19 protein-coding genes are annotated in these 18,942 nt (G+C 72.8%); 11 read left to right on the forward strand and 8 right to left on the reverse strand.

Features of this window, described 5'->3' with window-relative positions; genetic code table 11:
* Positions 1-89: 89 nt before the first annotated feature.
* Complete coding sequence (locus AB0H64_RS09215; RefSeq protein WP_357621974.1) at positions 90-1,496, forward strand: MFS transporter; 1,407 nt, start codon at positions 90-92, stop codon at positions 1,494-1,496.
* 106 nt (positions 1,497-1,602) lie between these two features.
* Here AB0H64_RS09215 and AB0H64_RS09220 read toward each other — a convergent pair whose 3' ends face one another.
* Both AB0H64_RS09220 and AB0H64_RS09225 read right to left on the reverse strand, forming a co-directional pair.
* Complete coding sequence (locus tag AB0H64_RS09220; protein WP_357621976.1) at positions 1,603-1,827, reverse strand: DUF397 domain-containing protein; 225 nt, start codon at positions 1,825-1,827, stop codon at positions 1,603-1,605.
* Between the two features lie 43 nt (positions 1,828-1,870).
* Positions 1,871-2,734, reverse strand: coding sequence for a helix-turn-helix transcriptional regulator (locus tag AB0H64_RS09225; RefSeq protein ID WP_357621979.1), 864 nt, complete (start codon positions 2,732-2,734; stop codon positions 1,871-1,873).
* A gap of 666 nt (positions 2,735-3,400) precedes the next feature.
* On the opposite strand from AB0H64_RS09225, the gene AB0H64_RS09230 reads away from it, so the two are divergent.
* The 6 genes from AB0H64_RS09230 (at position 3,401) to AB0H64_RS09255 (ending at position 9,017) form a co-directional block, all read left to right on the forward strand.
* Positions 3,401-3,616 (forward strand): hypothetical protein, encoded by a 216-nt coding sequence (locus AB0H64_RS09230; RefSeq protein WP_357621981.1) that lies wholly within the window; start codon positions 3,401-3,403, stop codon positions 3,614-3,616.
* The gene (locus AB0H64_RS09235; RefSeq protein WP_357621983.1) at positions 3,613-4,266 is read left to right on the forward strand and encodes a hypothetical protein; all 654 of its coding nucleotides are present in this window, start codon (positions 3,613-3,615) and stop codon (positions 4,264-4,266) included. The genes AB0H64_RS09230 and AB0H64_RS09235 overlap by 4 nt, the downstream gene beginning before the upstream one ends.
* Before the next feature lie 137 nt (positions 4,267-4,403).
* The gene (locus tag AB0H64_RS09240; protein ID WP_357621986.1) at positions 4,404-6,593 is read left to right on the forward strand and encodes a molybdopterin-dependent oxidoreductase; all 2,190 of its coding nucleotides are present in this window, start codon (positions 4,404-4,406) and stop codon (positions 6,591-6,593) included.
* A 1-nt stretch (position 6,594) separates the two neighbouring features.
* Positions 6,595-7,206, forward strand: a complete 612-nt coding sequence (locus tag AB0H64_RS09245) for an HD domain-containing protein (RefSeq protein ID WP_310707303.1) — start codon at positions 6,595-6,597, stop codon at positions 7,204-7,206.
* Between the two features lie 63 nt (positions 7,207-7,269).
* Entirely contained in the window at positions 7,270-8,148 is an 879-nt protein-coding gene (locus AB0H64_RS09250) for a Rieske 2Fe-2S domain-containing protein (protein WP_357621988.1), read from the forward strand.
* A gap of 29 nt (positions 8,149-8,177) precedes the next feature.
* Entirely contained in the window at positions 8,178-9,017 is an 840-nt protein-coding gene (locus tag AB0H64_RS09255; RefSeq protein WP_357621991.1) for an NAD(P)H-binding protein, read from the forward strand.
* A 41-nt stretch (positions 9,018-9,058) separates the two neighbouring features.
* On the opposite strand, the gene AB0H64_RS09260 is transcribed toward AB0H64_RS09255, so the two are convergent.
* Genes AB0H64_RS09260 through AB0H64_RS09270 form a run of 3 tightly spaced genes read right to left on the reverse strand, consistent with a single transcriptional unit; the run spans position 9,059 to position 10,933 of the window.
* Positions 9,059-9,307, reverse strand: a complete 249-nt coding sequence (locus AB0H64_RS09260) for a hypothetical protein (protein WP_357621994.1) — start codon at positions 9,305-9,307, stop codon at positions 9,059-9,061.
* A gap of 30 nt (positions 9,308-9,337) precedes the next feature.
* Complete coding sequence (locus AB0H64_RS09265) at positions 9,338-10,093, reverse strand: sulfite exporter TauE/SafE family protein (protein WP_310707307.1); 756 nt, start codon at positions 10,091-10,093, stop codon at positions 9,338-9,340.
* A 51-nt stretch (positions 10,094-10,144) separates the two neighbouring features.
* Positions 10,145-10,933: an ABC transporter ATP-binding protein gene (locus AB0H64_RS09270; protein ID WP_310707308.1), complete on the reverse strand. Its 789-nt coding sequence runs from the start codon at positions 10,931-10,933 to the stop codon at positions 10,145-10,147.
* Between the two features lie 68 nt (positions 10,934-11,001).
* Between AB0H64_RS09270 and AB0H64_RS09275 the strand changes: the two genes are divergently transcribed.
* Positions 11,002-11,724, forward strand: coding sequence for a hypothetical protein (locus AB0H64_RS09275; protein ID WP_357621998.1), 723 nt, complete (start codon positions 11,002-11,004; stop codon positions 11,722-11,724).
* Positions 11,725-11,755: 31 nt separating this feature from the next.
* Here the strand turns inward: AB0H64_RS09275 and AB0H64_RS09280 are convergent, their stop codons facing one another.
* Both AB0H64_RS09280 and AB0H64_RS09285 read right to left on the reverse strand, forming a co-directional pair.
* Entirely contained in the window at positions 11,756-12,394 is a 639-nt protein-coding gene (locus AB0H64_RS09280; protein WP_357622001.1) for a response regulator transcription factor, read from the reverse strand.
* A complete protein-coding gene (locus AB0H64_RS09285) occupies positions 12,391-13,506 on the reverse strand; it encodes a GAF domain-containing sensor histidine kinase (RefSeq protein WP_357622003.1) in 1,116 nt (371 codons plus the stop codon). The genes AB0H64_RS09280 and AB0H64_RS09285 overlap by 4 nt, the downstream gene beginning before the upstream one ends.
* Positions 13,507-13,629: 123 nt before the next feature.
* On the opposite strand from AB0H64_RS09285, the gene AB0H64_RS09290 reads away from it, so the two are divergent.
* The 3 genes from AB0H64_RS09290 (at position 13,630) to serB (ending at position 16,599) form a co-directional block, all read left to right on the forward strand.
* Positions 13,630-14,286, forward strand: coding sequence for an SDR family oxidoreductase (locus tag AB0H64_RS09290; protein ID WP_357622006.1), 657 nt, complete (start codon positions 13,630-13,632; stop codon positions 14,284-14,286).
* Positions 14,283-15,293 carry an S-adenosylmethionine:tRNA ribosyltransferase-isomerase gene (locus AB0H64_RS09295; protein ID WP_357622009.1) on the forward strand — a complete coding sequence of 337 codons (1,011 nt, stop codon included), beginning with the start codon at positions 14,283-14,285 and terminating at the stop codon, positions 15,291-15,293. Before AB0H64_RS09290 ends, AB0H64_RS09295 begins: the two co-directional genes overlap by 4 nt.
* Positions 15,294-15,381: 88 nt before the next feature.
* Complete coding sequence (gene serB, locus AB0H64_RS09300) at positions 15,382-16,599, forward strand: phosphoserine phosphatase SerB (protein WP_357622011.1); 1,218 nt, start codon at positions 15,382-15,384, stop codon at positions 16,597-16,599.
* A gap of 79 nt (positions 16,600-16,678) precedes the next feature.
* On the opposite strand, the gene AB0H64_RS09305 is transcribed toward serB, so the two are convergent.
* Positions 16,679-18,907: an FUSC family protein gene (locus AB0H64_RS09305; RefSeq protein ID WP_357622014.1), complete on the reverse strand. Its 2,229-nt coding sequence runs from the start codon at positions 18,905-18,907 to the stop codon at positions 16,679-16,681.
* Positions 18,908-18,942: the final 35 nt, after the last annotated feature.

Below are 18,942 nucleotides of genomic sequence, written 5' to 3' on the forward strand. Positions count from 1 at the left end.
GGCCGCCGGGCAACGATGATCCAGGTGCTGCCAGTACCAGTATAAAGAGGCTCTCGTTACTGGTATCGGATTGCCCCCATCATGGGATCATGACCCAAACAGCCGTTTCCCCCTCTCTGGCCGCACAGCCGGAAAGGACCCGGGCCGGCGGGCTGCTCCTCACGGTCATCCTGGTGGGGCAGTTCCTGGCCATCCTCAACGTCAACATCGTCAACGTGGCCACCCCCACCATCCGGGCCGACCTGCACTCCTCCGGCGCGGGCCTGCAGATGATCGTGGCCGGTTACACCATTGTCTATGCCGTCCTGTTGATCACCGGTGCCAGGCTGGGCGACCTGTTCGGCTACCGCAACGCCTTCCTCGGCGGCCTGGCCGTGTTCGGGGTCACCACGCTGGGCGCGGGGCTGGCCCCCTCGACGGGCTGGCTGGTCGCCTTCCGTCTGGTCCAGGGCGCCGGCGCGGCGATGATGATGCCTCAGGTGATGACGCTCATCCAGCGCAATTACCAGGGTGCGGCCCGGGGACGGGCGCTCGGCCTGTGGTCGGCGGTGATCAGCGGCGGCATCGTCGTCGGCCAGGCGCTGGGCGGCATCCTGCTGGGGCTCGGCGCGGGCTGGCGGATCGTGTTCCTGGTGATGGTGCCGATCGCGGCGTTGCTGCTGGCCGCGGGTGTGAAGGTGCTGCCCGCCGACGACGGCGGCGGCGGGCGGGCCGGGCTCGACCCGCTGGGCCTGGCCACGTTGTCGGCCGCCGTGCTGCTGTTGATCGTGCCGCTGGTGCTGGGCAGGGACCTGGGCTGGCCGGTGTGGGGCTGGGTCTCCATGGCGCTCAGCGTGGTGATGTTCGTGGTGTTCGTCCAGGTCGAGCGATGGGTGACCGGGCGGGGCGGCCGGCCGTTGGTGGACGCGGCGGTGCTGCGGGCGCCGGGCATGCGGCCCGGGCTGGGCGTGCTGCTGCTCGGACCGGCGACCTGGGGCGCGTTCCTGTTCACCTCGGCCCTGCACCTCCAGGGCGAGCTGCACCTGACGCCGCTGGCCTCCGGCATGATGATGGTGCCGTGCGCGCTCGCGTTCGCGCTGGTCGGGCTCGGCTGGCCGCGCCTGCCCGCGCGGTTGCAGCGCCGGTTGGTGCCGTTCGGGTACGTGGTGGCCGCGCCCGCGTACGTCGGCCTGGGGCTCGCGGCGGCGGGCGGACTGCCGTACGCGGCCATGAGCGCCCTCATCGGCGCCGGCCTCGGCGTGCAGGTCGCCGTCACGAACCTGGCGACCGAGCAGGTGGCCGACGAGTACGCGGCGGACGCCAGCGGCGCGCTGCTGACCGTCATGCAGCTCGGCCAGGTGATCGGCGTCTCGACGGTCGGCACGCTGTTCGTCTCGCTCCAGGGCCAGGCCTCGGCCTCCATGTCCACGGCGATCGCCCTCGCGGCACTGGCCGTCCTGGCCGGGATCAGCTCCCTCTTCCTCGTACGGCGGCGCGTGGCGGCCGTCCTGTCCTGACCCGCACGCGAAACGGCCCACGCCCCGGTCGACGGGGCATGGGCCGTTCGCGTGTCCGGGAGCCTCGACAGCGGGAGGCCCCGGCTCTACTCGCCGGAGTCGCCGTTCACGTGCCGGCGCCGAGCGCCGTCAGGTCGAACTGACCGTCGCGGACGCCCGCGGTGAAGGCGTCCCACTCTTCCGGTGTGAAGACCAGCACCGGACCGTCGTCGGTCTTGCTGTCCCGCAGCGCGACGTTGCCGTCGGCCAGGGGGGCGACTTCCACACAGGCGCTCGAGCCGTTGCAGAAGGTGCTCTTCTGCCAGGCCGCCGAGCTTATGTTGATCTGCATTATCTCCCCATATGGGCAAAAGGGCGCCATTGCCCTTCTTGTGCTAATTTCGCCACAGCATGGCTTTTCGCTGGATGAGCACACGGGATTCATCCTCATCGAGCGCTTCCGCGCCCAAGTACTCGAAAGCCGCCTCGTATCCGGCGACCCGTCCGAGGTCTTCGACGAAGCTACCCGCGTAAAGTTGCTCCAGGTAGACGACGTCATCGAAGCCCGCGAACTTGAGATGTACGAATCCTCCCGTGTTGACCGGGTGCAGCGATTCCATGGTGAGAACGCGAATGCTGACGTGCGGTAGCAGTGAAGCCTCCAGAAGATGCTCCATCTGCGCCTGCATGACCGAGGGATCGCCGAACTTGCGCATCAGGACTGATTCGTCCAACACGAAACGCGCATCCGGCGGCTCGGGCCGGTGCAGGACGCGCTGCTGCCGATCCATGCGCGCCTCCACCCGGCTCCGCACACCACTATGAGTGATGCGGACGATGCTACGAGGCGCCGAGATGACTTCGCGCGCATAGTCCTCGGTTTGCAGAAGGCCCGGCACGATCTGGGGTTCCCAGTTGCGCTGGCACACGGCCTCCGCCTCCAGCCCGAGGAATCTTGTGTACTCCCCGGGCAGGGAGTCTTCGTAATCTTCCCACCACCCCCGTTGATCCGCATCTCGCAACAGGCCGAAGAGTTCGTCAAGCTTGGCCTCGGCCACGCGGTAGAGCTTGGCCATGGACTCGATGTCCTCGGCACTGGGCATGGTCTTGGCGGCCTCGATGCGGCTGACCTTGCTGGGTGACCAGCCGAGCTCCCTGGCGGCCGCGGCACCGGTGAGCTTGTGACGCTCACGGAGGAGGCGGAGCTCCTGGCCGAGCCTGAGCCTGCGGACAGTCGGGCTGCCCTGTTGCGATGACACCGTCCACTCTCCTCATCGGAAGGAAGGTGTAGCCGGGAGGGGTCGTTTGGAAGCCAGGACGGTGAACCGTCTGCCCAATCTTACACTGCAAGTTGCACGCGTCACGGCGGGAAAGCCATCGGAAGACACACCGATGAGCATGGAACTCCCCTCGTCAACACCATGACAGCACGTTGCAGTGCAACTTGCACGGCAATTCATCCGGCAAGGTGCGAAGAAATTGAAATCTTCTCTTGCGCAAGCTCTTGCAGGCAAAGAAGGCCGGAGAGACCATCAAGGCCTGGAGGGACACCGAGCGCACAGGGAGGCCGGGATGAACGTCACACGGCCCGGCGCTCAGGGATCTTCCCTCGCGATCACGCGCGGTCACGCGGGCCGCACCACCGGCAACGGCGCCGTCCCGGATACGCAGATCTACGCCAGGGAGGCCGTTTGCCGGAAGGACCACGCATTCAGCTGAACGCAAGCCGCGACCGCAGCAGCTCCGCCCGATCATCCGCCACGAGCGCCGCTCACACGAGCACAGGTCAGGGGAGCACCGAAAAGCCGGACCGAGGCCGGTCACCGAATCGCCGCATATGGGCTGCCACCCTGCGACGACGTGGTCACCAGCCTGCAGTCCGGCGTAAGAAGCCACCTCAAGTAATGCCGCGAAAGGGGTCTTCTATGTACTCACAAGGTACCAAGGGACTCAAGCGAATCAAGTCCCGGATCCGGGAACTCATCGCCTGGGCCGACCGCGAGATCTGCATGGAGCCGGACGAGTTCGCCTACCGGCGAGGCTGGGCCGTGAAGCGTGCCGGGTTCGGCTGCCGCGTCTACCGCGATCCCCGGTTCGACCAGCTCAAGCTTCCCGCCAAGGTGGCCGAGGAGGTGTCGTGAGCATGCCGCGCAACCCCCGGAACCAGATCTACCCGGCCAACGAGGACCTGCCCGGCGCGGGCCGGAGCGCCCCCCTGGCCCGGCTGTGGCGCTGGCGCGCTGAGCTGCTGCTGCTCGCGCTGGCCGGTCTGGTCACGTTCATGCTGCTGGGGGCGGCGCGGGTTGGCCACTGGACGCCGTTCGCCCTGACGGCCGGCGCGATCTCCGCGCCGGCGGTCACCCGGACGGGTCGCAACTGGGTGGTGGCGCACTTCTGGTGCGTCGTCTCCCGGCACCGTCTCCAGCGCACCTGCCTGGAGACGACCATGCACACCCGCTCCGGCAGGATCCCGCTGGTGCTGTGGATCACGCCGACGCGCACGGGCGAGAAGGCACTGATCCTGACGAGGGCCGGCATCAGCGCCGCGGAGTTCGAGGCGTACGCGGAGGAGATCGCCGCGGCGTGCTGGGCGCGCAGCGCCAACGTCTACCGGCACCGCAGGCGGGCGCAGCTCGTGGTGGTGGAGGTGGTGCGGCGCGAGGAGCTGCCGGGCGCCCTGTCGCCGGGGCTGGACCGCCTGTACGGCAGGCGCGCCTGGATCTCGCTGCGCCCGGACCTCGAGGAGCCGCCTGATCTCCGCCACCGCGAGCGGGCCCTGACGGCGGCCTGACCGGGTGACCCCAGGGAGCGCCCACCGCGCCGGGCGTTCCCTGGCCGAAGCCCCGGAGACAGTGCGGGGGCTCCGGGGCTTCCCCCGCCGGGCGGCACGAGCCAAGATGAGTTCAATCCACGAACCCAGGAGTGGCGATGACGGCGACCGTCCACCGGACCTGTCCCCTGTGCGAGGCCGTGTGCGGCCTGACCCTGACCCTCGACGACGGAGGGCACGTCACCGGGGTCCGAGGCGACAAGGACGACCCGTTCAGCCGGGGCTTCATCTGTCCCAAGGGCGCCAGCCTGGGCCGCCTGGACGAGGACCTCGACCGGCTGCGCAAGCCGCTGATCCGCGAGGGCGACCTGTGGCGCGAGGCCGGCTGGGACGAGGCGTTCGCCCTGGTCAAGGCGAACATCGACCGGGTCGTCGAGACGTACGGGCGGCAGGCCCTCGGCGTCTATCTGGGCAACCCGGTCGTCCACAGCATGGCCGGCTCCCTGTACGGCGGGCCGCTGGTCAAGGCGCTCGGCACCCGCAACGTCTTCAGCGCCAGCACCGCCGACCAGATGCCGAAGCACGTGGCCAGCGGCCTGATGTTCGGCCACCCGATGGCCATCCCGGTGCCCGACCTGGACCGCACCGACTTCCTGCTGATGCTGGGCGCGAACCCGCTGGAGTCCAACGGCTCCCTGTGCACCGCGCCGGACTTCCCGGGCCGGCTCAAGGCGCTGCGCGCCCGGGGCGGCAGGCTCGTGGTGGTCGACCCGCGCCGCACCCGTACGGCCGCGCTGGCCGACGAGCACGTGCCCGTCCGGCCCGGCACCGACGCCTACCTGCTGTTCGGCCTGGTCCACACGCTGTTCGCGGAGGACCTGACGCGGGTCGCGGCGCCGGTCGACGGCCTGGACGAGGTGCGGGAGGCGGCCAAGCACTTCCCGCCCGAGGTGGTGTCCCGCCGCACGGGCGTGCCCGCGGACGTCGTCGTACGGCTGGCCAGGGAGCTGGCCGCGGCCCCGACCGCCGCGGTGTACGCCAGGCTCGGCACCTGCACGGCCGAGTTCGGCACGCTGGCCCAGTGGCTGGTGGACGTGCTCAACGTGTTGACCGGCAACCTCGACCGGCCGGGCGGCGCCATGTTCCCCAAGGCTGCCACTGAGTCGCCGGGGCGGCGCCGGGCGTACACGGTCGGACGCTGGAGGAGCCGCGTCCGCGGCCTGCCCGAGGCGAACGGCGAGCTGCCGGTGGCGACGCTCGCCGACGAGATCGAGACGCCCGGCGAGGGACAGGTCCGGCTGCTGGTGACCGTGGCCGGCAACCCGGTGCTGTCGGCGCCCCACGGGGACCGGCTCGACGCGGCCCTCGCCGGGCTCGACTTCATGGTGAGCGTCGACCCGTACCTCAACGAGACCACCAGGCATGCGCACGTGATCCTGCCGCCGCCCCGCGTGCTGCAGTCGGGCCACTACGACTTCATGCTGCTCGGCCTGGCCGTGCGCAACTACGCGCGGTACTCCCCGCCGGCGCTGCCGCTGGACGACCGGCCGTCGGAGGCGCTGATCCTCTCCCGGCTCGCCCAGATCGCCTCGGGCCTGGAGGGCGACCTCGACGAGTTCGTCATCGGCGGGATGCTGGCCAAGGCGGTGGAGACGCCGGGGTCGGCGGTGCAGGGCCGCGACCCGGCCGAGCTGCGGGCGGAGCTGGACGGCGGGACGGGCGCCGAGCGCAGGCTCGACGTGATGCTGCGGCTCGGCCCGTACGGCGAGTGGGCGGGCAAGGGCGACCTGTCGCTGCGCAAGCTGCTCGACCACCCGCACGGGCTGGACCTCGGGCCGCTGGAGCCCCGTCTCGGCGAGGTGCTCAGGACGGCGTCCGGGGTGGTGGAGCTGGCCCCGCCGCAGCTCATGGCGGACGTCGAGCGGCTGCGCGGCCGGCTGGAGGAGGAGCCGCCGGAGATCGTGCTGATCGGCCGCCGGCACCTGCGCTCCAACAACAGCTGGATGCACAACGTCGCGCCGCTCGTCGGCGGCAGCAACACCTGCACGCTGCAGATCAACCCGGCCGACGTGGCCCGGCTCGGCCTGGACGGCGTCGCCGTGGTGCGCTCGGCGAAGGGCGAGGTCACGGTGCCGCTGGAGCCGACCGAGGCGATCATGCCGGGCGTGGTGTCGCTGCCCCACGGCTGGGGTCACGCGGGCAGCACCCAGGCGGTGGCCGCCGAGCACGCCGGGGTGAGCGTGAACTCCCTGACGGACGAAACGGCGATCGATGTTCCGTCCGGAAATGCCGTGTTCAACGGGGTGCCGGTCACGATTTTGCCAACCGGGGTGATCACCGCACATTAAGGTGTCGCGCGTGACTATCGCACCAGATGAGGACCGCCTGACCGCCCAGATCGCCTTCGCCGTCGAGATCGACAAGTTGAAGCGGGTCATCCGCCGCAACCTGTTGATGGACGGCTCGCGGCGGGAGAACGACGCCGAGCACTCCTGGTACGTAGGCATGCTGGCCCTCGTCTTCGCCGAGCACGCCCCACCGGGGACCGACATCCAGCGGGTCGTGGCCATGCTCCTCGTGCACGACCTCGTGGAGATCGACGCCGGGGACACGTTCATCTACGACCCGGTGGCGGTGGCCGCGCAGGTCGAGGCCGAGCGGGCCGCGGCCGAGCGGATCTTCGCGCTGCTGCCCGCGGACCAGGCGGCGTCGATGCGCGCGCTGTGGGAGGAGTTCGAGGCGCGGGAGACGCCGGAGGCGAGATTCGCCAAGGCGCTGGACCGCTTCGCGCCGATTTTGGCCAACCACAACACCGAGGGCGGCACCTGGCCGCTGTTCCGCGTCACCGCGTCGCAGGTCAAGGAGAAGGTGCGGCTGATCGAGGACGGCTCGCCGTCGCTGGGCGCGTACGCCATGGAGCTGGTCGAGCTGTCCGTCGCGAGAGGCCACCTGTCCGAGTGATGCCCTCACGCGTGGGGTAGGGGACTTGTCGTGAAAGAGATAGTACGACCGAGACGTAGGCAGATGCGCGTTTTGGGGGGACCGCTGGACCTGGCCGACCGGCTGGAGAAGTCCAAGGCCATGGACAAGCCGATCCAGCGACTCGCCAAGGCCGTACGTGACCGGATCCGGCCGGGCCTGTTGCGGGACGTGCTCCACGGCGTCCCCACCGGCAAGCCCCTGCACCCGCCGATGGCGACGGTGAGCCTGGGCTGCTGGGCGTCGGCCGGTGTGCTCGACCTCACCACCATCGATCCCCGCGCCGCACGGCTGCTGCTGGCCGTCGGCATCGGCAACGCCCTTCCCACGGCCGCCGCCGGACTCACCGACTGGTCCTCACTCCACCGGGAGCAGCAGCGCGTCGGCTTCGTGCACATGCTGTCGAACGTGACGGCGCTCGGCCTGTTCACCGCCTCGCTGGCGACCCGCCTGTCCGGCCGCGAACGGGCCGGCCGCATGCTGTCCTGGGCCGGGCTCGGCGTGGGCAGCATCGGCGCCTACCTGGGCGGCCACATGGCCTACCGGCAGGCGGCCGGCGCGAACCACGCGCCGCAGGTGGCCCACCTGGTGCCGCTCGGCTGGCACGACCTGTGCCGGCTCAGCGACCTGCCCGACGGCAGGCCGGTGGCCCGGCGGCTCGGCTACATCCAGCTCTTCGTGCTGCGGCAGGGCGAGGGCGTCACCGTGCTCGCCGACCGCTGCCCCCACCTGGCGGGCCCGCTCCACCAGGGCCGGCTGGTCACGGAGGACGGCGAGGCGTGCGTGGTCTGCCCCTGGCACGGCAGCACGTTCCGGCTGGAGGACGGCTCGGTGCGGCACGGCCCCGCCACTGCGCCGGCCCCCGCGTTCGAGACACGGGTCCGCAAGGACGGCATCCTCCAGGTACGGCCGGGATTGATATGAACCTTGGTTGAGGTTCTACGGTCGGAGGCATGAACGACATCCTCGTGACCGGTGCGACCGGCAACGTCGGCAGACACGTCGTCTCCCAGCTCGCGGAGGCCGGAATCCCGGTGCGGGCACTGGTCCGTGATCCCTCCCGTGCCACGCTGCCCGAGGGCGTCCAGGCCGCACGCGGCGACCTGACCGCCCCCGAGACGCTGGAGCCGGCGCTGCGCGGCGTGGACGCCGTCTTCCTGATCTGGCCCGGCTTCGCCGCCGAGACGGCCGAGCCGGTGGTGGAGGCCGTCGCCAAGCACGCCCGCCGCGTGGTCTACCTGTCGGCCGACGTGCCGGGGGCCGGCGACGACGACGAGCCGACGATCTTCCACCAGCGGGTCGAGCGGCTCATCCGGCGGACCGGGATGACGTGGACGTTCCTGCGGCCGAGCGGGTTCGCCGTCAACACCCTCGGGTGGGCCGAGCAGATCCGGCAGGGCGTGGTGCGCTGGCCGTTCGGGGCGGCCTCCAGGTCGCTCATCCACGAGAAGGACATCGCGGCGGTCGGCACGCATGTGCTCACCTCCGGGGGCCACGCCGGGGCGGCCTACGTGATCACCGGGCCGGAGCGGCTGACGCAGGCCGAGCAGGTGCGCGTCATCGGCGAGGCGGTCGGGCGCGAGGTGCGCTGGGAGGACATGCCGCCGCAGGAGGCGCGCGAGCTGCTGCTGGCCTCGTGGGGTGACCCGGGCTTCGTGGAGGGGGCGCTGCGGGGCTGGGAGTCGTTCGTGACGTCGCCCGAGACGGTCACGGACACGGTGGAGCGGCTGCTGGGACGGCCCGCGCTGACGTTCCGCCAGTGGGCGGAGGACCACGCCGCCGACTTCCGTTGAGGCCCGTACGGCCGGGGCGCGGGCCGGGCCGCGCCCCGTCCTCAGTCGTCGTCCCGCGCGCCGCCGCCGTGGGAGTTCTCGTCGGCGGGGTGCTCCACCAGGGCGAGGATGCGGCTGGACATGAACCGCGCGGTCCGTACGGCCGTGCCGCCGCGCGTCACCTCGCTGACCTCGACCAGGCCCCGGCGCGTGGCCACCTCGACGCGGCGGCCCGCGCGGGTGGCGATCACTTCGTAGGTTCGCGGGGTGCCGCCCGCGTCGATGACGATCTCCACCCGATCACCCTTCATGTACGGATTTATACCCAGAAAGTCTGGAATTTATCCGTACACTAGTTTGATAATCGCCGCGATCCCCACCACCACGATGATGCCGCGCAGCACCGGAGCCGGGATGCGCCGCCCGATCCGGGCCCCCAGGAACCCGCCGGCCGTGGCGCCCAGCGCGACGGCCAGCACCGCCCACCAGTCGATGTCGGCGATGAAGAAGAACAGGACGGCCGCGGTCGCGTTGACGATCAGCGAGAGCACGTTCTTGGCGGCGTTGACCCGCTGGATGCCGTCGTCGAGGAAGCTGCCGAGCAGGCCGATCAGCAGCACGCCCTGCGCCGCGCCGAAGTAGCCGCCGTACAGGCCCGCGCCGAACACGCCCAGCCAGAGCGCCACCCCGCCGTGCGGATGGGCGTCCTCGCGCCGCGCCGCCAGCCAGCCGTTGAGCTTGGGCTGCACCACGACCAGCACGCAGGCCAGGCCGATCAGCACCGGCACCACGACGTGGAACACGGCCGGGTCGAGGAACAGCAGCAGAATTCCGCCGATGAGCGAGCCCAGGCAGGAGGCCGGGGCCAGCCGCAGCAGCCGCTCGCGCTGGCCCTTGAGCTCCTGGCGGTAGCCGTAGGCGCCGGTGAAGGAGCCGGGGACGAGGCCGATGTTGTTGGACACGTTCGCGACCACGGGATCGACGCCCACGGCCACGAGGGTCGGGAAGGTGATGAGCGACCCGGACCCGACGACCGCGTTGATCGCTCCGGCCGCGACACCGGCCGCGCACACCGCGACCCCCTCCCAGAACATCACCCGCCCGAGCCTAGAGGGCCCGATCCGGCATGGGCCTGCGGGGGTGCCAGGTCAGAGCGCCCGCGCGTACCAGCGGCCGTCGGCGCTGCGGTCGAGCGTCAGCGGCACGCCGAAGGTCCGCGACAGGTTGTCGGCCGTCATCACGTCGTCGAGCGAGCCCTGCGCCACCACCGAGCCGTTGCGCAGCAGCAGCCCGTGCGTGAACCCCGGCGGCACCTCCTCCACGTGGTGCGTGACCAGCGCCAGCGTGGGCGAGCGGTAGTCGTGGGCCAGCACCGAGAGCCGGCGCACCAGGTCCTCCCGGCCGCCCAGGTCGAGGCCGGCGGCGGGCTCGTCGAGCAGCAGCATCTCCGGGTCGGGCATCAGCGCGCGGGCGATCTGCACCCGCTTGCGCTCCCCCTCGGACAGGGTGCCGAACCGGCGGCGGATCAGGTGCGCCGCCCCCAGCATGTCGATGAGCTCCACCGCCCGGGTCACGTCGTTGGAGTCGTACTCCTCCGTCCAGCGGCCCATGATCCCGTACGAGGCCGTGAGCACGAGGTCGATGACCTTCTCCTCCGGCGGGATGCGCTCGGCCAGCGCGGAGCTCGCCAGCCCGATGCGCGGCCGGAGGTCGAACACGTCCGTCTGACCCAGCCGCTCGCCCAGCACCTCGACCACGCCCTCGGTCGGGAACAACAGCGTGGCCGCCACCTGCAGCAACGTGGTCTTGCCCGCGCCGTTCGGCCCGATGACGACCCAACGCTCGTCCTCGTTGACCGTCCAGTCGATGCCGCGCAGCAGGGCCGCTCCGTCGCGCCTGACGGCGACGTCCTGGAGCCGCAGCACCTGACCACCCATCCTCGGATCCCTCCTTAGGAGAACGCTCGGGACAAACCTATTGCAGGGCGAGCGCATATCGTGGACCGGTGCACCCTGAATCACCTGTCTGCCGGGTTCTTGTCGTGTGGGGCAACGCCTGGCTCGCCGGCCACGTCGGCCTGGACGAGGCCGCCGACCGGGTGGAGAGCGCCGGCGGACCCACCGTCGTGGGAGAGGTTCCGCTGCGCGAGCACCTCGCCGTCCTGCGCCGCGACGGCCTGAGTGAGCTGCGGCTCGCCCTGCCCGCGCCCGGCGACCCGCTCGGGCTGTCCGGGCCGCCGGAGTTCAACGCGGCCGCCGTCGAGGCGGGGCAGGCGGCCATCGCCGTGCTGTCCGACCGGCGCCTCGGCCTGGTGCCCTCACCCGACCGGCGCGGGTCGTCGTACGCAGGCGTGCGGCTGTCGGTGTACGAGGCGGGGCCCGTGCGCCACGACCTGCCGTCGCTGGCGGAGGCCGAGCAGGAGCTGTCGGCCGCGATCCGCGCGGCCACCGAGTCGCTGGACTCCGTCGACGGGCCCCTGGCCGGCCGTCCGGAGCGGCTGGGCGCCGCGGGCGGCGACCTGGCCCCCGGCTACCCTGCGCGGGCGCACCGCGTCTCCGCGCTGGCCGCCCGGCTCGCGACCGTGCTGCGGCTGGCCGGGGAGCGGGGGCTCACCTCCGGGCAGGTCGCCGTCCGCGACGCCGCGCTGCGCGAGCTGGACCGTGCCGTACGGCGGGCGCTCGTGGCCTCCTGCCACGCCATCCTGGAGCCCTCCCCCGACCGCCACTGACGCGCCGGGATCGAGCCGGGCGCGCCGGGGATCAGGCCAGGCCGTGGCGGACGGCGTACAGGGCGGCCTGGGTGCGGTCCTGGACGCCCAGCTTCATCAGCACGTTCGACACATGGGTCTTGACCGTCTTCTCCGCCACGGCCAGGCTCCGGGCGATCTCCCGGTTGGACCGGCCCGCCGCGATCAGCGCGAGCACCTCACGCTCCCGCTCGGTCAGCGGCGCCGGCCCCGGCACGCCGCCCGAGCTCCCGTCCGGGCCCGAGCTGCCGGCGCTCAGGACGGCCTCGGCCGCCTCGGGTGCCAGCAGCACCTGCCCTCCGTGCACCGCCCGCACGGCCTGCGCCAGCGCCGACGGGTCCACGTCCTTGTAGAGGAACCCGGCCGCGCCGGCCCGCATCGCCGGCGCCACGTCCGACCGGTCGCTCACCGACGTGAGCACCAGCACCCGGACGGGCGACCCGGCCAGCCGCTCCAGCGCCCCCAGCCCGTCCAGGACCGGCATCCGCAGGTCGAGCAGCATCACGTGCGGGGCCAGCTCCGCGGCCAGCTCGACCCCCCGCGCCCCGTCACCCGCCTCCCCCACGACCGTGATGTCGTCCTGCAGGTCGAGGAAGGTGCGCAGCCCCTGCCGCACCACCGGATGATCGTCGACGATCAGCACCCGGATCACACGCCCACCTCCACGCGGACCGTCGTGCCCCGGCCCGGCGCCGAATCCACGGTCATCACCCCGCCCACGGACTCCGCCCGCTCCCGCATCGACACCAGCCCGAGCCCGCGCGAGCCGCCCTGCTCGAAGCCGTCGCCGTCGTCCGTCACCGACAGGGTCAGCCGGCCGCCCGCATGGCCGAGCCGTACCGACACCTCGGACGCGCCCGAGTGGCGCAGCGCGTTGTGCAGCGCCTCCTGGGCCACCCTGAGCAGCGCGACCTCCACGGCGGAGCCGAGCGGCGGCGGCTCGTCGCAGTCGAACGCCACCCGCGCCGGATGCAGCCGGTCCAGCAGGCGCACATGCTTGCGCAGCGTCTCGGCCAGGCCGTGGCGGTCCAGCTCGGCCGGGCGCAGCTCCACGATCACCGCGCGCAGCTCGGCCAGCGCCTCGCCGGCCAGCCGCTGCACCCGGTCCAGCTCGGCCGCCGCCTTGTCGGGCGCCTTCTCCAGCAGAGTCACCGCGGCCTGCGCCGTCAGCCGCAGCGAGAACAGCTTCTGCGTGACCGCGTCGTGCAGCTCCCGGGCCACCCGGTTGCGCTCCTCCAGCATGGCCAGCTCGCGTCCGCGCTCGTACAGCCGGGCGTTGGTCAGCGCGATCGCCGCGTGCGCCGCGAACATCGTCAGCAGCTCCTCGTCGGCCTCCGTGAAGCCGCCGGGCGTGCGCTTGTTGGCCAGGAAGACGATGCCGAGCACCTCGTCGCCGTCGCGGATCGGCATGCCGAGGAAGTCCTTCATCACCGGATGCGCCTTCGGCCACCACTCGAACCTCGGGTCGTCCCGCAGGTCGGGCAGCCGCACCGGGTCGCCTTCGCGGAGCATCGCGCCGAGCATGCCGTGCTGGCGCGGGAGCGGGCCGATCGCGTCCCACTGCTTGTCGGTCAGCCCCTCGGCGACGAACTCGGCGAACGAGCCGTCCTCGTCGGGCACCCCGAGCGCGGCGTAGCGGGCGTCGAGCAGCCGCTGCGCCGAGCGGACGATGACCTGGAGCACCTCGCGCACCGACAGGTGCCGGGTGACCGCGAGCACGGCGGAGCTCACCGCTTGCAGGATCTCCTCCCGGTCCGACGTCACGGACACACTCTATGGTCCCCGCCCCGTGCTCCCGAGCCGGAAATGGTCCTAGGACGAAGTGCCCAGACGCGGACGGGTCCGAGGTCCGATGTCCCGGAGCCGCCGTTTTCCTACCGTCGAGACATGACGAACACCGCACTGATCACCGGCGCCTCCCGCGGCCTCGGCCTCGCCCTCGCCCGGTCGCTGGCGGAGTCGGGCTGGGACCTCGTCCTCACCGCCCGCGGCAGGGACGACCTCGACCGGGTCGCCGCCGAGCTGGGCGCCACGGCCATCCCCGGCGACGTGACCGACCCGGCCCACGTCGAGCGGCTGTCGCTGGCCGTACCGGAGCTGGACCTGCTGGTCAACAACGCCAGTGACCTCGGCGTCACGCCGTTGCCGCCGCTGGCGTCGTACCCGCTGGAGGCGTTCAAGGCGCTGCTGGAGACCAACGTGACCGCGCCGCTCGCGCTCGTCCAGGCCACGCTGCCCGCGCTGCGCCGGCGGCGCGGCGCGATCGTCAACGTCACCTCCGACGCCGCCACGGGCGCCTACCCCGGCTGGGGCGGCTACGGCGCCACCAAGGCCGCGCTGGAGCAGCTCTCGAACGTGCTGGCCGCGGAGGAGGACGAGGTCGCGGTCTGGTGGGTGGACCCCGGCGAGATGAACACCCGGATGCTCGCCGACGCCGTGGGCGAGCAGGAGGCCGCCGGCGCCGCCGACCCCGCGAAGGTCGCCGCCGCCCTCCACGACCTCGTCAAGGCCCGGCCCGCCGCCGGGCGGGTGAGCCTGCAATGACCGCCGCGCTGGACTTCGCCCTCCCCGACGCCCTGTCCGCGCACGAGCCGCCCGAGGCCAGGGGGCTGCCCCGCGACGGGGTCCGCCTGCTCGTCTCCCGCGGCGACGAGCAGCCCGCGCACCACCGGTTCACGGACCTGCCCGCGCTTCTCGCGCCCGGCGACCTCGTCGTGGTCAACAACTCGGCGACGCTGCCCGCCGCCGTCCGGCTCGACCGGCTCGCCGTCCACTTCTCCACCGCCCGCGAGGACGGCACGTGGCTGGTCGAGCTGCGCCGCCGTACGAGCGCCGCCTCCGAGCCGTACGCCGGAGGGGAGGCCGGCGAGTGGCTGCCGCTGCCCGGCGGGGCCACGCTGCGGCTGCTCGGCCGGGAGACGCCACGGCTGTGGCGGGCCCGACTCGACCGGGACGTGGAGGCGTACCTGCGCGAGCACGGGACGCCGATCCGCTACTCCTACGTGGCCAGGGACTGGCCGATCGACGCCTACCAGACCGTGTTCGCCACCGTGCCGGGCAGCGCCGAGATGCCCAGCGCGGGCCGGCCGTTCAGCGCCGCCCTGGTGACGGCGCTGGTGTCGCGCGGCGTGCACATCGCGCCCGTCACGCTGCACACCGGCGTCGCCTCACCCGAGAAGGACGAGCCGCCCTACGCCGAGAGGTACGAGGTGCCGGCGCCCACCGCGCGGCTGGTCAACCTCACCCGGCGGAACGGCGGCCGGGTCGTGGCGGCCGGCACCACCGTGGTACGCGCCCTGGAGACGGCCGTGGACGCGGACGGGCAGGTGGCCGCCGCCGCGGGCTGGACCAGCCACGTCGTCACGCCCGAGACCGGGGTGCGCGCCGTCACCGGCCTCCTCACGGGCCTGCACGAGCCCCGGTCCAGCCACCTCATGATGCTGACCGCCATCGCGGGCACCGGCCCGCTGACCCGGGCGTACGAGGCGGCGCTGTGGGAGGGATACCTGTGGCACGAGTTCGGCGACACCCACCTGCTGCTCGCAGAATGAACGACGGGCCCGCCCGCGGCGTGATCCGGGTCATGAACACCCACCCTGGTCCGCGACCATCCCGCCGGGCACAGTAGCGTGACTCGATGTGGACCAGCGGACCCTCCTGATCACCCTGAACGGCCCGGACCGGCCCGGCGTCACCTCCCGGCTCTTCTCCGTGCTGTCGAACTTCCCGGTCACCGTCTCCGACATCGAGCAGGTCGTCATCCGGGGGCGGCTCACCCTCGGCGTGCTCGTCGCCTACGCGGGCGGGCCGTCCACCGGCACGGGCAGCACCCTGGGCGCCCTGTGGACCTCCGTGGAGCGCATCGGCGAGGACCTCGGCATGGAGGTGGAGCTCTCCACCGGCTCCCAGGCCAAGGAGAAGCGCCGCCGCGGCCGGCTGTCGGTCAGCGTGCTCGGCGCCACCCTCCAGCCGGCCGCGATCGCCGGCATCGCGGGCCGCATCGCCGCCGCGGGCGCCAACATCGACCGCATCGAGCGCCTCGCCCAGTGGCCCGTCACCTGCATCGAGCTGTCCGTCTCCGGCGCCGACCCCGACGCGCTGCGGGTCGAGCTGGCCGCCGAGGCCGCCGCCCAGCAGGTCGACGTGGCCGTGCAGCGCACGGGACTGTCCCGGCGGGCCAAGCGGCTGATCGTCATGGACGTCGACTCCACCCTCATCCAGGGCGAGGTCATCGAGCTGCTCGCGGCCCACGCCGGCTGCCTGGACGAGGTGGCCCGGGTCACCGAGGAGGCCATGCGCGGCGAGCTGGACTTCGCCGAGTCGCTGCGCCGCCGGGTCGCCCTGCTCGAAGGGCTGCCGGCCGACGTGCTGGAGCTGGTGCGCAAGGAGGTCGTGCTCACGCCCGGCGCGCGCACGCTCGTCCGCACGCTCAAGCGGCTCGACTACCGCTTCGCCATCGTCAGCGGCGGCTTCACCCAGATCACCGACGCGCTCGTCGAGGACCTCGGCATCGACTACTCCGCCGCCAACCTCCTGGAGATCGTGGACGGCCGGCTCACCGGCCGGGTCGCGGGCGAGATCGTCGACCGGCCGGGCAAGGCCAGGGCGCTCGAACGGTTCGCGCGGGAGGCCGGGCTGCCGATCAGCCAGACCGTGGCCATCGGCGACGGCGCCAACGACCTGGACATGATCGCGGCGGCCGGACTGGGCATCGCCTTCAACGCCAAGCCGGTGCTGCGGCAGGCGGCCGACACGACGGTCAACACGCCGTACCTGGACTCGATCCTGTACCTGCTCGGCATCTCCCGGGACGAGGTCGAGGCGGCCGACGCCGAGGACACCGCACTCAGCCGCTGACCTCTCCGTTCAGGGGCAGCGGCTCTTCCAGGCTTCTTCGGGGCTTCTTCGGGCTTCTTCCGGGTGGTGGCGGCTGCTCTCAGGCGGTGACCGGGTTCTCGCGGGCCGGTTCGAGGGCTTCTGTGGTCTTACGGGCGAGTTCGAGGGCGTCGGAGCAGAGGGAGCGCAGCGCCGGGTGGGCCGTCACGGTCAGCCGGAGCTGGCGGCGCACCGCGGACGCCTCCTCCGCCGCCACGCCCTCGGCCGCCTCCTTCGCCACGGCCTCCTCCATGAGGGAGCTGACCTCCCCGGCCAGCTCGGCCAGCCGCGCCTCCAGCTCGTCGGCCTCCGGGGCGGGCTCCCGGGTGCGCACGGTCTCCGCCACGGCCGCCAGCCGGTCCGCCACCGCGTCCAGCACCGCGACGGTGGCGTCGGAGCCCACCTGCGAGCCGCGCAGCACGGACGCCACCACCAGCGCGTCGTCCCGCAGCCTCCGGGCCGCCGTCACCGCCTCGCGCAGCTCCGGCGGGACCCGCCCGCCCGGCTCCTTGCCCAGCTTGTCCAGTGACGCGGTCAGCTCGTCGGCCGCCTGACCCGCCGCGTCCACCCGCGCCAGCACGGCGTCGAGGTCCCGCTCGGCCAGCGTGTCCACCAGCGACGCGTGCTCCTCCAGCAGCCCGGCGGTCCGGCCGCGCAGCCGTCCGCCCTCACCGCGCGGCCACAGCAGCCGCGCCGCCGCCAGCGCCAGCAGACCGCCCGCCACGGTCAGCAGCAGCCGGGCCCCGGCCGCCCGCCAGTCGAGCCGGGTCGAGAAGTCGGCCAGCATCATGGCCAGCGGCGTCGCGAACACCATCCAGTACCCGTAGCTCACCTCGCGCAGCGCGTACCCGGCCGTGGCGAACACCAGCACGGTGACCGCGATCGTGTACGGCCCCGGGACCGCCGCCAGGATCAGCGCGGCGACGGCCGCCCCCAGCACGGTGCCCGCCACCCGCAGGACCACCCGCTCCACCGTGTCGCCGTACGTGGACCGCAGGGCCAGCAACACCGTGATCACGAACCACTTGCCGTACACCTCGTGCGTGCCGATCACGAGCGCCATCGCCACGGTCACCGCGATGCCCAGCCGCCCCGAGTGCTCGGCCACCCCACCGGCCCTCAGCGCCCGCCACGCCGTCCGGATCACGCGGGACACCCGCCGCCGCGCCCCACGCCATCCCCGCCGCCACGCCCTCTCCAGGCTCGCCGGCCGCCAGCGGCCCGCACCGCCCCGCCAGACGGGCCGCCACACCACGGGCTTCCACACCACGGGCCGCCACAAGACCCTCGGCGGCATGGCCGGCGCCCGGATCCCCCGCGCGGCGAACACCCCGATCCCGCGCACCGCCACCACGAGCCGGTCGAGGCAGCGCCGCACCTGTCCCAGCACCGCGACCCGCCGCAACGACGCCGGGTCGGCGCCGGAGCCGGACCGCACCTCGCCCGCGTGCTCGCCGAAGCGCGCCGCCGCGTCCAGTGCCGCCTGCACGTCCTGCGGCGCCCTCGTCCGCAGCGCCACGGTCATGGCCCGTACGACCTCGTCGATCTCCCGCCGGTCCGCCGCGGCCTCCACGCGCAGCCGGCGCAGCGCGACCGTCTCGGCGAAGACGCGCAGCAGCATCCGCACGTACGCGTCGGCGGAGCGCGTGGTGTCCTCACCCGCGTGGAACGAGGCCGACGCCGTGGCCGCCCCCTCCAGCGCCTTCGAGGCGCGCTCCCGGAGCCGGCTCCACGCCTCCTCGTCCAGGTCGACGCCGTCGAGCAGCGACGCCAGCGCCTCCCGTGCCCCGCCGAGCGCGTCGCGCAGCGGGTCCAGCCGCCGCACCGGCCACGGCGCCATCGCCAGCAGCAGGAACACCGCGCCGCCCAGCGCCATCTCCAGCGGCCCCGCCGGCCCGACCGGCCCGTGCAGGTAGAAGGCGACGATCGCCGCGATCGCGGGCGGCGTCCCGACGAGCTTCCACCGCCCGGCCGCCGCCACCAGGCCGATCGCCACGGCCCCCCACCAGGGGTACGGCGCCAGGAACAGCCCCAGCCACGCTCCGGCCGCCACCAGGACCAGCTTGACCACCAGGTTCCAGGCCCGCTGCGCGTACGGCTTGCCGTATGTGTCGCCGAACGCGGTCAGGTAGGCGCCGAGCGCCACGAACGCACCGCTGTGCGGCAGTCCCGCGGCCACGCCGGCGAACAACGGCCACGCCACGGCCACCCCGCACAGCAACCCGTACTTCCACGGCGGGCGCGCCGGCAGCGCGAACCCGTCACGCAACGCTCCGGCGGCCCCCCGCATGCGTGTCGCCCCTGGTCGGTGTTTCCTTCAGATCT

The organism is Nonomuraea sp. NPDC050733, assembly GCF_040654215.1.
In the GTDB taxonomy this organism is placed as follows: domain Bacteria; phylum Actinomycetota; class Actinomycetes; order Streptosporangiales; family Streptosporangiaceae; genus Nonomuraea.

What these genes read in the sequence shown, in the direction of transcription:
- AB0H64_RS09215 (WP_357621974.1), top strand. Translation starts at nt 90, where the DNA reads ATGACCCAAACAGCCGTTTCCCCCTCTCTGGCCGCACAGCCGGAAAGG.
- AB0H64_RS09220 (WP_357621976.1), bottom strand. Translation starts at nt 1,827, where the DNA reads ATGCAGATCAACATAAGCTCGGCGGCCTGGCAGAAGAGCACCTTCTGC.
- AB0H64_RS09230 (WP_357621981.1), top strand. Translation starts at nt 3,401, where the DNA reads ATGTACTCACAAGGTACCAAGGGACTCAAGCGAATCAAGTCCCGGATC.
- AB0H64_RS09240 (WP_357621986.1), top strand. Translation starts at nt 4,404, where the DNA reads ATGACGGCGACCGTCCACCGGACCTGTCCCCTGTGCGAGGCCGTGTGC.
- AB0H64_RS09250 (WP_357621988.1), top strand. Translation starts at nt 7,270, where the DNA reads ATGCGCGTTTTGGGGGGACCGCTGGACCTGGCCGACCGGCTGGAGAAG.
- AB0H64_RS09255 (WP_357621991.1), top strand. Translation starts at nt 8,178, where the DNA reads ATGAACGACATCCTCGTGACCGGTGCGACCGGCAACGTCGGCAGACAC.
- AB0H64_RS09260 (WP_357621994.1), bottom strand. Translation starts at nt 9,307, where the DNA reads ATGAAGGGTGATCGGGTGGAGATCGTCATCGACGCGGGCGGCACCCCG.
- AB0H64_RS09270 (WP_310707308.1), bottom strand. Translation starts at nt 10,933, where the DNA reads ATGGGTGGTCAGGTGCTGCGGCTCCAGGACGTCGCCGTCAGGCGCGAC.
- AB0H64_RS09290 (WP_357622006.1), top strand. Translation starts at nt 13,630, where the DNA reads ATGACGAACACCGCACTGATCACCGGCGCCTCCCGCGGCCTCGGCCTC.
- AB0H64_RS09295 (WP_357622009.1), top strand. Translation starts at nt 14,283, where the DNA reads ATGACCGCCGCGCTGGACTTCGCCCTCCCCGACGCCCTGTCCGCGCAC.
- AB0H64_RS09305 (WP_357622014.1), bottom strand. Translation starts at nt 18,907, where the DNA reads ATGCGGGGGGCCGCCGGAGCGTTGCGTGACGGGTTCGCGCTGCCGGCG.